Consider the following 12,426-nt stretch of genomic DNA (forward strand, 5'->3'; position numbering starts at 1 on the left):
CTGACCACGGGGGCCCATCCCATTACCAGGCCACGCCCGCAGAGCGGCGGCTTCGGACCCAGCAGCCCGACTCTGCCTCAAAGAACAAGCCCCTCAGTGAGCACGGTGAGAGGCGACCCCTTTACTCCTCTCCCGCCTACGCTATCGTCAGCAGCGCCCCAGACACCAGTACCCGTCACCGGCCCGGTGCAGGGCCAGCAGCAGCGCCAGCTCTGGCAGCCATTGCCGCCGTCGCAACCACCTCAGCCTCGTCTGCCAGGCAAGCGGAGCTACAACGGCCAGGTGCTGGCCAGTTTCCTGCTGCTCTTGCTCGTGCTGATCCTCATCGCAGCCATCGCCCTGGGAGCCTTCAGCGGCTTGCGCCAGCGCCTGCAAGGGTCGGGCAGCTCAGAGGGGCAGGGCAGCGCGACCGCGCTCAGCACCGCCCTGCCGGCGAACATCAACGGTATTGGGGCCTTCACCATCAAGAATGCGCAAGGGCAATCTGAGCTGCTGGGTCTCAGCGATGGCAGTATCATCTTCGATACAACGCGCCCCAGTGGCGATGCCAGCCTTAAGCAGCAGGCGGCCCAGAGCTTTAAAGCCGATAATTACGCTGCCGCTCAGTCCTATCTTGCTCTGGCCATCGCCGAGGATTCCAACGATGCCGAGGCCCTCATCTATCAGGAGGACCTGCGCGTCATTGCCTCCGGCTCACCTTACCTGACGCTTGTCATCGGCGCCATGCTCACCGGCCCCGACACCGATGTCGGACGCGAGGCCCTGCAGGGCGCCTATGTTGCGCAGCGCGAATTCAATGATAGCGGCGGCCTCAATGGCCTCAAGCTGCGCCTGCTCATTGCCAACTCAGGCAGCGAAGACAACTACGCTGGTACAGTGGCCCAGCAAATTGTTCAGGCGGCCCACAAAGATAGCACCATTGTGGGTGTTATGGGCTGGCCCTTCAGCTCGCAGACCATCAATGCGGTAGGCGTACTGGCCCAGGCTCAGATTCCGCTGGTCTCGGGAACAGCCTCCAGCGACCAGCTCAGCGGTCTCTCGCCCTACTTTTTCCGCGTGGTGCCCTCCAACGAGGAACAGGCCAGCGCCGGGGCCCGCTATGCCCTGCAGGTCCTCCATGCCCATCGAGTGGCCGCCTTCTATGATCAGGGCAATAGCTATAGCAGCAGCCTCTTCCGCGACTTCCGTAACGCCTTTACCCAGCAAGGGGGGCAGATCGTTGCTGAGGAGCATTATCAGCGCAGCAACACGAACCAGCTGCCTGTGCTGCTCTCGGATGCTCTGGGCAAGAATCCCGACCTCATCTACTTTGCAGGCTATGCCAGCGATATTACCCCGCTCCTCAAGTATCTGCCTACCATTGGCGCCTTGGCTAGCCTGCCCGTCCTTGGCGGTGATGCCCTCTACCAGCCACAGGGCTATGGCAACGTCAGGCAAGTGTTTAGCCGCCTCCATTTTACCTCCTTTGCCTATCCCGATGAATGGGGCTATCTGGGGCGTCCGCAGCCGGCCTTTTTCAGCGACTATGCTCGCCTCTACAGTGGCAATGGTCAGCACAGTGGCTACGGCTACACCCGTGCTGACTTCAACACCATCCTGGCCTACGACGCCACTGAGACCTTGCTTGAGGGCTGTCGGCGCGCGCTGGCCACGGGTGGCAGCTCGCAGAGCCTGACAGGCAGCAAACTGCGTCAGGCTCTCACGACCATCAGCGGCAACGGAGCGATCCAGGGCATCAGCGGCCAGATCTCTTTCGCGAGCAACGGCGACCCCGTTGATAAGGCGATCGTGGTCCTGTATGTAGACGCTCAGGGGCACATCAAGATTAGCTCCATTGAAGGCAAGTTCTTCAAGTAGCGGCAGCCAGCGCCTCATCTCGATCAGGCGACATGCGCGGCCACCGTGTCCGCCCCCTTTCTTGGTCTGGGTAGCGGCGGGCAGGGAGGTCGCGCTTTCTTGTGTGCTGCTGACCACGGCCCGCTCACTCTCGACCGGAAAAATTCCTCCATACAGATGGTATTATTCCGCAAAACATTATTGAATTTATGGCAAAGCTGTGATAAAATCCATGAGTAGTGGCTGTTAATAGCCATGACTATGGTGATATGCTACACCGCTCGCTGGCAGCGGCGGTCGCAGCTCATGCGAGGCTTGCGACCTTTGGTCAGTGAAGTAAGCGTGTAGAGGGAAGAAAGAAAGCAAGTAAGTAAGCAGAAACGGAAGAGAGGAAGACAGCGATGGTACAGCAGCAATTATTCCCTGTGGGTCGGCATCCCCGAGTGAGCATTGAGAATCTCACGGGGAGCCTGGAAGTGCGGGGCTGGGAAGAGAACAGCATCGCTGTGGAGGCTGCTGGAGAGCTACCGGAGATCAGTCAGGAGCAAGATCTGCTCACCATTCGCGGCGGTGTGGGTGACCTGACGCTGCGCATCCCGCTGGGCAGCCGTTTCTTTGGGGGATCGAAAGCCATCACCGATCTCTATGTGAGACGCCTGAGCGGGCATGTCAGCATCGAGAAGGCGCGCGATGTAGTGCTGAGTGAGATCAGTGGTGGGGCCAGGGTGAGCAATTGTGCAGGAGATCTTGTGCTGGAGGCCATTCAAGAGCCAGTGGAGGTGCTGGTCTGTGGCGATGACCTGCAGGCGCGGCGCCTGGGAGTGCTGCGGGTGCGGCAGGGCATTGGAGGGAGTGCCCGACTGAGTGAGCTGGACGAAGTGGATATCGACCACATTGGTGGCGATCTAGAGGTGCGCCAGGTGCGGCGTCGCTGTGGGGTGGGCAGTGTGGGGGGCGACTGCCAGCTTGAGGAGAGCGCTGAGGCCGAGCTGGTGGTGGGTAATGTTGGCGGTGACCTGCGCGTCGTGCAGGCCCAGCGCTTGCATGCTGGCAATGTTGGGGGGGATGTCTTCATCCAGGCGGTGGCTGCCGCTGGGGTGGAGCTGGGCAACGTGGGCGGCGATGTGAGCGGTGTGGCGCTCGCTGGCCTGCTGCGACTGGGACATGTGGGCGGTGATGTTGATCTGCGCGAAATCGGCGGAGCTGTGGAGGCGAGCGCTATCGGCGGCGATCTCTCGCTGGCCGGCACATTCCCGGCGGGTAGCCATACACACTTGCGTGCTGGGGGCGATGCGCGTATTGTGCTGCCTGAGCAGGCCAGTGTAAAGATCGAGGCCGTGGTCGGTGGCTCTGTCAGCGGCGTGAGTGAGCCTATTCCTGATGGCAGCGCCTTCAGTCTGACCTACGGTGAGGGGGAGGCTATCCTTGAGCTGCAGGTCGGTGGCGATCTCAGCCTGCGGGTGGGGAGCGCGCCGACAACCTGGAGCCTGAGAAGACCGTTCAAGCACTGGCTCTGGTCGCCTGCCTGGGCGCAGGTGAGTGAGCAGTTGGGACGTGAATTCGCCTATCTTGGGGAAGAGTTTGGGCGTCTAGGCCGCGAAATAGGACGCGAGGTGACCGACGTGGTACGGGAAATGAAGAGGCAGCAGCGCTATGCCTGGCACACAGGTAAGGTCGACTTTGGCTGGCCGCGTGAGCGCGAGCGCAGCAGCGAAATGGCTGAGGCCCGGGCGACAGTGCTGCGCATGGTGGCTGAGGGGCGTCTCTCTCCTGAAGAGGCCGACCTGCTCTTGCGCGGCATGGAGAACTGAGAGGAGTGCCCAGGGAGAAGAGTCTCCTCAGCATGAGAAGTAGAAGGGAAACGCTGCTGCGTCAGTCTCCCTGCTGCCGTCGAGCGGCGTTTCCCTCTTCCTGATCCTGGATGAAGCTGAGTCCTATCCTGTTCCGTCCCGTCCTGAGTCGCCTGGAGAGATCGCAGCGCCGTAGCGAACGAACTCACAGCTCAGGGGCCGCGGCCTAAGCGGCGCTGGACCTCCTCTAGGGTCAGGCCCTCCAGAGCCAGCACCTTCTCTCGCGCTGTAGCCCCATGCACAATACTCACCTGATATCGTCTGATCCCCAGATAGCGTGCCACCAGAGCAATCAGGGCCGCGTTAGCCTCGCCCTCACGTGCCGGTGCCCGCACCCATGCCCGCAACGACGAACCATCCCACTCCAGCGCTTCCCGCCGGCTGCCCGGCGTCACACGCACCGCTATCCTCAGCATCTGCACCTGGCCTCTCACCTGTCTGTCTGTCTGCCTGCCTGCCTTCTCCCATCTGTTCAGCAGGGAGCTACCATGTTGGAGGCAGCGCCTGGAGCAGCAGGACCATCAGGGTATAGAGCAGGAACATGGTGATCATGAACGAGACATCGATGAACATGATCGGTGGCACCAGTTGGCGCACCGGCTTGATGAACGGATCGGTATAGCTCGCAAGGAAGCGGAAAAAGCTGTAGCGCTCATCCAGGCCGAACCATGAAGCAATGGCCCGTAAGAACAGCGTAAACAGGATCAGACCAATGCCATACTGAACAATCCAGTGGAGGATCGGGATGGGCAGACCGAACATAGCGTCACTCCTGAGCAGTACGGACCTCAATCACCTGAAAGCCGAAGATCTTCCGGCGCCTGATCTCGGTCACGCGCACGCCGCGCAAGTCTGGCAGGGTCGTCACATACTTCTGGACCAGTTCCCCCAGGGGGCGCGCTGCCAGCAGCCCGGCCACAGAGGAAAGGACCGTCGATGTGACCCGCGTACGTGTCCGCGAGGAAGCGAAGCCGAGCATAGTCCCGATGGTCACCAGCGAGATCCCCACGGCCAGATTTGTGCCACAATTGGGATGGATGGCCAGCTCGGCCTCACCGGCCTGTAAGCGCTGAAGAGCCTCCTCCGCAGCGCGGCGCAAGACCCCCAAATCAACGTCGCTACCAAACATCAAAAAGCCATCGGTGGTCGCGCGGGCGGAGACGCGTAGATCGGGCACCATCCGGCTCAGAATGGTGACCGTAGCGTGCTCCAGCGCGTGGTTCTGCCGCATGCGGCGGCTGAAAAGAAAATCACCTGGTTTCATCGTCATATCCTTCACTAGCGCGGGCGCTCGCCGAAAATTGCCCGCCCGATGCGCACGATGGTAGCACCTTCCTCGATGGCAACCCAGTAATCATCGGTCATTCCCATAGAAAGGTGCTGCCAGGGGCAGTGCGGTAGCAGCGTGCGCAGGTGTTCGCGCAATTGACGCAAGGTACGGAAGATGGGGCGTACCTCTTCGGCGTCGCTCACCAGGGGGGCCACAGTCATCAGGCCCTGGATCTCTAGCTGAGGAAGAGCGGCCACCTGGCGGGCAAACTCGGGCAGCTCCTCTGGACTGACTCCACCCTTGCTGCTCTCGCCGGCCACGTTCACCTCTAGCAAGATGGGGATGCGTCGTTCCAGGGCAGCAGCATGGCGGTTGAGGGCCTGAGCACTATGCCAGCTCTCGATACTTTCCACCCAGTCGAAGGCCTCGGCCACCTTCTTCGCCTTATTGCTTTGCAGGCGGCCAATCATATGCCAGCGCAGCGTAGAGGGGTGGAAAGCAGCAATTTTCGGCAGCGCCTCCTGCACCCGGTTCTCCCCAAAATCAGTCACGCCAAGATTATACGCCATCTTGACAAATTCGACAGGAAACGTCTTGGAGACCGCCACGAGTGTGATCTCCTCCGGATGGCGGCCTACCCGTGCGGCGGCTTCCGCTATCCGGCTGCGCACGCGCGCCAGATTGGTTGCCAGCCGTTCTTGTAACTGCTCTTCCGTGCCATAGGCATACGACTCTGCCATTGCATACCCTCCTGCCCTCAGCTCTCGCCCGGGCCGCGCTGGTCACAGCCATCATCACAGACCCTCGCCCGGGCCAGCCCGGACCGGGTGCTCTCTGCCTGCCTATCCTCACCTGGACTTCATGCCTCGTGACCAGCATGCTCAGGCCCCGTCCGAACGCAGTGCCAGCAGCACCGGGAAGCGACCTGTGCGCCCTCGCTCTGCGCGATATGAAAAGAAGTCTCCTTGGTGGCAGGCTGTACAGAGACCAGCGAGCGCAATATGCTCAGCCTTCACACCGGCCAGCAAGAGCTGTCGGCGATTCGTCTCCCACAGATCCAGGTGGAGCTGTGGCTCATCAGCAGCAGCTGATGAATCCTGAGAGGCAGGTACCAGAGAGAATACGGCAGACTCGGCCACCAGGTTACGCAGGTCCGGGCGGACAGGCAGCTCCGTGAACTCGCGCCGTCCGTAGAATAGATCACGCACCGGCTCATCCACCGCGTAGCAGCAGGAGCCGATGCCTGGTCCAATGCCGACCAGCAGATTCTCAGGAGCGCAGTCAAAATGCCGATGCAGCGCCTCGACCGTTGTCAGAGCGATCCCCCGCGCTGTACCGCGCCAGCCAGCATGTGCCAGGGCAATGACCTGCCGCTGAGGATCATAAAAGAGCAGCGGCAGGCAGTCAGCGAAGGACATCGCCAGCACCACATTGCGCTCCGCCGTCATAATGGCATCAGCCTTGCGACGGGGGCGGGGGGTCCAGACCACCTGGCGACCAGCTACCTCCACAGCCCGATAGGGCCAGTCCGGGAGCCAGTCCTCCCAGCGGTCGCGTTCAAAAAGGGCTACCTCGGCGCTGTGGATCTGCCATACTGTCGCACAGGGCCAGCTTTCCAGACCAAGGGCCTGCAGCGCCAGCAGGCGATTGGCTGCAGCCGCCTCTGGCTGATCTTCCTTAAAAGAGACATTGAGACTGGCGCAGGGAGGCTGGCTGTAGCCTCCATGACGAGTAAAGATAGCATGGACGAGAGTGGGAAACTGGAGTAGATGCTCAAACTGCAAATAGCGGACGGGACCAGCTGGGGCGCCGTGTGTGGGTGCGGCTTGCTGCTCTATCACGAAGGCTCCTCGCGCTGAGAGTGAGTTTCTCTGGAGCCTATTGTAGCACATTGCCGGCAACAGCGAGCGAGCGCCGTGTCTGGACCCTGCTTCTACTCCCTAGCGGCAGCGGGGATCACGAAGCACACGGCGCTCGCCCACGGCTGATTACGGTTACCTGTAATCACACATGGGCAGCGGCTTACGAGCCAGTGACATTACAGCTCTGGACATCGCCGAGGCCGAAAATGCGATTGATGAGCGGTTGAATGTTTGTACAATCGGGCAAGACCACTGACTGATCAGAACCAACAGAGGGATCGTAGACGGTGCTCAGCGTGCCGTAGTTCTGATTGCCGGGACCGGGGCCGAGCGTGACCTGGTGAATAGCGCTGGATGAGAGCGTACGACCATAGTTAGCGAAGCCGAGCATCTCCTGCTCGCTGATATCCGTGTAGACCTTGCCCTGCAGATCAGCGATGAGTGAAGGAAGATGCTCAATCACATTTGCCACATCCAGCTTCTTCTTCAGCGCCTCCAGCACCTGCTGCTGACGCTGGGTTCGCCCGATATCACCGACCAGGTCGGCGTGGCGTGAGCGGACATACGCCAGCGCCTGCGCACCAGTCAGGTGCTGAGGCCCTGCTGGCAGATAGATACGCCGATAGCCGTAGGGATTTGAGGCATTGGCTCCTACATCATCGGGATAGGTATCGTCAACAATAGGATGAGTCAGATCGATGTCAACGCCACCCAGCGTATCGATCACCTTGGCAAAGCCGTCCAGACCTACCCAGGCATAGCGATCGATCGTAATCCCATAATCCTTCTCGATGGTTAGACGCGCCAGGCGCACCCCATCATCGAAGCTATTGTGTTGGATAGCCCCCAGGAAGAAAGCCTGATCGATCTTATGCATGCCTCCCACCTCGGGAATATGGACCCAGGAGTCGCGTGGGATCGAAACCAGAAAGACCTGATTCTGTTGCGGATCAATATGTACGACCATCATCACCTGGGTGAGAACGGCGGGAAACGTATATTTGCCATCGTTATCACTGCCTAGCAAGAGGATATTCCAGGAGTGACCGGTAATATCGGCCCCGCTGGTGGTTGGCTGCACATTGGTTGGCTCCTCGTTGCTGCGGCTCACCGGATGCACAAAGTGCGAGACCGGCTCCTGGATCGTCGTCTGAAAATAGTAGTAGCCATAGGCAACTCCTCCTCCCAGCAAAAGCACCACCAGCAGCAGCGCTACTAGCAGCACGCGCCCCCGCGAACGTCGTTTCCTGGGGGCCTTCAGTCTAAGCGTCGGTGCCCGTTCAAAGGCGGAGGCCGGCGTCCCCGGTCCGGCCTCTAGTCGCTGAGTGACCTGCTCCTCCAACGGCGGTTGGACCTGGGCAGATGGCTGATCAGTCTCAAATTTCGGATCTGGCTGCTCCTGGCTTGTCATAACGGAACCCTGCCGATACATTAGAGAACTCTAAGCAACACGGTCCCCCTGCGAAGGTCCCCCGCTCCTGACCCCTGTAACATTCATATATAACGATGTATCTATCTCAGAAAACTCGCCGGAGTTGAGGAGTGAGGCCATGCGCTCACCCTGGCAAGCCGCAAGCTAACCCTGGCCGGACCACTTTTTCCGCTGGCGGGCGAACGCCATGCGAGGTCGCGGGCTGAGAAAGCTGCAAGCGCGGCAGGTGATAGAATAAACCCTGAAATCTCGCTTCCTCTGAGCGAGCGAATGAGCGAGCGCCTGGGCTAGCACTATCCCCTGGTGGAGGGCATATCGAAGGAAAGAAAAGAAGGAGCAAGCCACCATGAATCTAGAGCGTATTCAGCAGGCCCTGCAAGAGGAAAGATTACAGGGCTGGCTCTTCTACGATTTCCGTCGTTCCAATCCCATTGCTCATCGGATACTGGAACTGCCGCGTGAGCAAATGTTTACCCGGCGCTGGTTTTACTGGGTACCGGCCCAGGGGAAACCGATCGCCCTTGTGAGCGCCGTTGAGCCGCATGTCCTGCGCAGCTTGCCGGGAGAGCAGCGTATTTTCCGTTCCTGGCAAGAGCTACACGCTCAATTGCGCGACCTTTTCCAACCGGGCTGGCGGATTGCGATGGAGTACTCACCCCACAATGCCATTCCCTACCTTTCCCTCGTTGATGCCGGGACAATCGAGCTGGTCCGCAGCTATGGTGTCGAAATTGTCAGCTCAGCTGATCTGGCCCAGCACTTTGTCGCCTGCCTCACACCCCAGCAAATCGCCAGTCACCGTGAAGCGGGGCGGCGTCTCATAGCGGCCAAAGACAGGCTTCTAGAAGAGCTAACCAGTGACCTGCAGGCGGGAAGAACCCTCACTGAATATAGTGTTCAGCAGCGCTTCCTGGCGCTCATGCGTGCCCAGGGGCTGCTCGTTGAGGAACCGCCGCTGATTGCTGTCAACGGCAACGCCGGCAATCCACACTATGCGCCCACCGCCGAGCACCACAGTCCTATTCAGCAGGGCGACCTTCTGCTCATTGACTTTTGGGCCCGCCTGCCCGAAGCGGAGGCCATCTATGCCGACTACACCTGGATGGCTTTCGTCGGTCGGCAGGACGAGATCCCTTCACGGCAGCGAGAGGTCTTCGCCCTGGTCTGCCAGGCGCGCGACGCGGGACTCGACTTCATCCGTCAGCGGCTGGCGACCGCTCAGCCCCTGCAAGCCTATGAAGTTGACGACGTTGTGCGCGCGGTCATCGCGCGTGCCGGCTATGGCGAGGCTTTTGTCCATCGCAGCGGTCACAGCATTACCACCGCAGAGCACGGTGAAGGAGCGCATCTTGATAACCTCGAAACCCATGATGAACGTCGCCTTTTACCAGGAACCTGCTGCTCGTTGGAACCGGGAATCTATCTGCCCGACTTCGGCGTGCGCAGCGAGATCAATCTACTTATCCACGAACGAGAAGTCGAAGTCACCGGCGTTCCGATGCAGCACGAGATTGTTCCTCTGCTCTAGCAGGCCCAAAAGCGCATCGGCAGCCCGGCGCAGTGACGGCTGAGGATCTGTGCAAGCCAGGCGGCGCGAGAATAACGGCAGCTAGCGTACGCAGGCGGCCCCCTTCTCCAGGGTTCATCGTGAGCAAGTCAGTCAGGGCATTGAAGATGGCAGCGCGCAAAACAAAACCCCTGACGATTCAGCTACAACGTAGCAGCGGGCTAAAGCGTATAACTGGTAATCAGAGATAGCGCGATGAGAGCGAGGGCGCAGCCCAGCCAGCTTGCAAGCGAACGAACAGCCAGGCTGACCAGCCTGCGGGCGGCGCCAGGCCGCAGCAAGAGGCTGGTCGGTGAGCTGTGCCCAGAGCCTGGAGGCAAAAGACATGAGCAATGAATGGGAACAGAGTACCAACACACCGGGCAATCCGCTCGGCCCAAACGATATAGATAGGCGCCTCGAAGAGCTGGGGCGGGCTTTGACTCAAGGAGTTAACGAAGTTCAGCAGCAGCTCAAAAAAGTAGTGGATCGCGCCAGCACCTACTGGCAGCAATCGCAGACAGTGCCACGGCCAGCGCCGCCCAGCGACATCGAGGAGCAAAGGATTCGTCAGCTTGTCAACAGCTGGTCTGCAGGTAACTGGCGCGTGGCGCGGGACCTGGGCACCTATATGGACATCGTTGCCATGAGCCGCGACGAAGTCTGGGAAATCACTGTGCAAACGCGCTGGGAACACCGGGCCCTGGAGATTGTGAGCGAGCCATATAGCGGTCAGACTCCTGGCAAACCGCAGCCGCTGCTACCTGTCTGGGACTACGAGCTGCCAGAGGTCAGCGATCTGCGTCCCCCTACGACGCGCACGCGGCTGACGGGCCTGGATGAGCTGCTAGCTTGTACGACCTGTAATGGCACCGGGCATGCGCTCTGTACCGAATGCAACGGACGAGGCTGGATTACCTGTCCGGACTGCCGTGGACGGGCCCGCAAGCGCTGTGCGACCTGCCGCGGGCGCGGCTATATAGCCGATTGGGCTGAGCAGAAGAAGCGACCGTTTCTGCAGAGGCGCGTCGAAAAACTGGCTAACGCCTTCGGTGAGCGCGTCTCCACTGTTTTCGAAGGCATCCGCCAGCAAGGGCTGCCAGTTCCCAATCCCCTGGACACCGACCCGGCCAACAAGGGGCGCACCATCCCCTGTCCTGACTGCATTAACGGCGAAGTTGACTGCGACTGCGTGACTGGCAAACGTGTTTGTCCCGCCTGCCAGGGCGCCAAGTCCGCGCTCTGTCCCGCCTGCAACGGAACTGGGAAGATTGTGCGCCATCGTGAGATCGTGCGCAGCTTTGAACTGCGCACGCGGCACCGCTTCGTTGGCACCGATGCCTTGCCCGAGCAGCAGCTGCTTAGGGCCGAAGGGGAGCTGGTCTATAGCGCCGAGGTTAACGAAAACCTCCATCCTGCAGCGCCGCCCGAAGCGGTCCCGCTTGACATCTGGCAGGCTGCCGTTGAAGAAGTACATACTGCGGCAGCGGCCTCCGGACGCGCCAGCGCTGAGGCGGTCCAGTCGAGCCTGCGGCCAACGTTGCAGGTCCTGGAGCTGGTACGTATTCCCTATATCAAGGTGGACTACCGCTACATTGACCGTGACTATACCCTCTACATCTACGACGGCGAGGGACATGAGAAATTCTACGCCGCCTCTTTCCCGCCGCGCTGGGATCGCATTGAGCGCCTGGTGCGCGCTATTACCAGCGACCTGGCGACGCCAACCCAAGTGCCGCAGCCCTTTGGCCCGACTGAGAACTCACAGGCACCTCGTGGCTATCGCGTGCCAGTCGAGAAGCCACCTTATACCATCAGCGAGAGCGATGAAGAAGCGCTGTAAGCACTCGACGCCGGCGCCGGCACCGGATACTGGTTTCTCACCCCAGCCGGCGCCGGCGCCCTCCCCAGCCTGACTACCTTGCTCGCCTGCCTTCCCACAGCCATAGAACCCGGCTCGCCCACACTGGCCTTCACCGCAACCGGCTGAGGCTCTACCAATCTGGCCAATCTTTTCCCCAATTTGAAAAATTCCCTGCTATCCCTCTTGACAAGGTCCCAGCCCTATGGCATAATTAAGTCCGCGCCGGACGGAAAGACGGTCGACAAATCTCTCGCAGAAATTCTCCACAGAGATTTCAGAACCGCGGTACGGTGTCCTCAGCGTAGCATCCTGGAGAGCGAGATCATAAGAAGTCGCTCTGTCGGGATGCAGATTGACAGATCCTGAGTGCAACGTGGAACGCGGCTGATCTTTGTCTGTCTTTCTGGCAGACGGTGCAAATGATCGACAGTGCACCTTGACAATTGAAGAGTGGAAAACAGCAGAGGCGGATGTGCTGTGTTCGCCTAGGTCGCGCTGTTTGCTAGCTTTCTTGCCCGGCACAGGTAAAGCTGTGCCGGCAGAATTGGCTCGCAGATAGTCATCCAGGTGAGCAGCGCTGATGACTTCGCTGATCCAGAGCTGAAAGTTTGGCGGATGGTTTGCTCAGCGGAGGCTGGGGAGCCAGCCGCTGAAGATAGAACCTCGATCCTCGCGAGTGGATCGAGGAAAGCAGAACTGGATGGCGAGTTTGATCCTGGCTCAGGACGAACGCTGGCGGCGTGCCTAACACATGCAAGTCGAACGC

10 protein-coding genes and 1 rRNA gene are annotated in these 12,426 nt (G+C 60.3%); 5 read left to right on the plus strand and 6 right to left on the minus strand.

What is annotated here, in order from left to right; all coding sequences use genetic code 11:
- Together IRZ31_RS15745 and IRZ31_RS15750 are read left to right on the plus strand one after the other, a co-directional pair.
- Positions 1 to 1,857, plus strand: a 1,857-nt coding sequence (locus tag IRZ31_RS15745; protein ID WP_297155318.1) for an ABC transporter substrate-binding protein, incomplete at its 5' end; no start/stop codon positions are given.
- 380 nt (positions 1,858 to 2,237) lie between these two features.
- The gene (locus tag IRZ31_RS15750; RefSeq protein ID WP_297155320.1) at positions 2,238 to 3,647 is read left to right on the plus strand and encodes a hypothetical protein; all 1,410 of its coding nucleotides are present in this window, start codon (positions 2,238 to 2,240) and stop codon (positions 3,645 to 3,647) included.
- A 191-nt stretch (positions 3,648 to 3,838) separates the two neighbouring features.
- On the opposite strand, the gene IRZ31_RS15755 is transcribed toward IRZ31_RS15750, so the two are convergent.
- The 6 genes from IRZ31_RS15755 to IRZ31_RS15780 all read right to left on the minus strand — a co-directional run bounded on the left by IRZ31_RS15755 (position 3,839) and on the right by IRZ31_RS15780 (position 8,229).
- Positions 3,839 to 4,102 (minus strand): DUF167 domain-containing protein, encoded by a 264-nt coding sequence (locus tag IRZ31_RS15755; RefSeq protein ID WP_297155336.1) that lies wholly within the window; start codon positions 4,100 to 4,102, stop codon positions 3,839 to 3,841.
- Positions 4,103 to 4,169: 67 nt separating this feature from the next.
- Positions 4,170 to 4,448 (minus strand): YggT family protein, encoded by a 279-nt coding sequence (locus IRZ31_RS15760; protein WP_112431112.1) that lies wholly within the window; start codon positions 4,446 to 4,448, stop codon positions 4,170 to 4,172.
- Between the two features lie 4 nt (positions 4,449 to 4,452).
- Complete coding sequence (locus IRZ31_RS15765; protein ID WP_297155324.1) at positions 4,453 to 4,950, minus strand: DUF6391 domain-containing protein; 498 nt, start codon at positions 4,948 to 4,950, stop codon at positions 4,453 to 4,455.
- Between the two features lie 14 nt (positions 4,951 to 4,964).
- Entirely contained in the window at positions 4,965 to 5,696 is a 732-nt protein-coding gene (locus IRZ31_RS15770) for a YggS family pyridoxal phosphate-dependent enzyme (RefSeq protein WP_297155326.1), read from the minus strand.
- A 141-nt stretch (positions 5,697 to 5,837) separates the two neighbouring features.
- Entirely contained in the window at positions 5,838 to 6,797 is a 960-nt protein-coding gene (gene pgeF / locus IRZ31_RS15775; RefSeq protein WP_297155328.1) for a peptidoglycan editing factor PgeF, read from the minus strand.
- 181 nt (positions 6,798 to 6,978) lie between these two features.
- Positions 6,979 to 8,229, minus strand: a complete 1,251-nt coding sequence (locus IRZ31_RS15780) for an LCP family protein (RefSeq protein WP_297155330.1) — start codon at positions 8,227 to 8,229, stop codon at positions 6,979 to 6,981.
- Between the two features lie 367 nt (positions 8,230 to 8,596).
- Here IRZ31_RS15780 and IRZ31_RS15785 point away from each other — a divergent pair, with 367 nt between their 5' ends.
- The 3 genes from IRZ31_RS15785 to IRZ31_RS15795 form a co-directional block, all read left to right on the plus strand.
- The gene (locus tag IRZ31_RS15785) at positions 8,597 to 9,778 is read left to right on the plus strand and encodes a M24 family metallopeptidase (protein WP_297155332.1); all 1,182 of its coding nucleotides are present in this window, start codon (positions 8,597 to 8,599) and stop codon (positions 9,776 to 9,778) included.
- A 364-nt stretch (positions 9,779 to 10,142) separates the two neighbouring features.
- Positions 10,143 to 11,639, plus strand: a complete 1,497-nt coding sequence (locus IRZ31_RS15790) for a hypothetical protein (protein ID WP_297155334.1) — start codon at positions 10,143 to 10,145, stop codon at positions 11,637 to 11,639.
- A gap of 718 nt (positions 11,640 to 12,357) precedes the next feature.
- Positions 12,358 to 12,426 (plus strand): 16S ribosomal RNA (locus IRZ31_RS15795); the annotation flags it as partial.

This window comes from Thermogemmatispora sp. (assembly GCF_019683635.1).
Lineage (GTDB): Bacteria > Chloroflexota > Ktedonobacteria > Ktedonobacterales > Ktedonobacteraceae > Thermogemmatispora.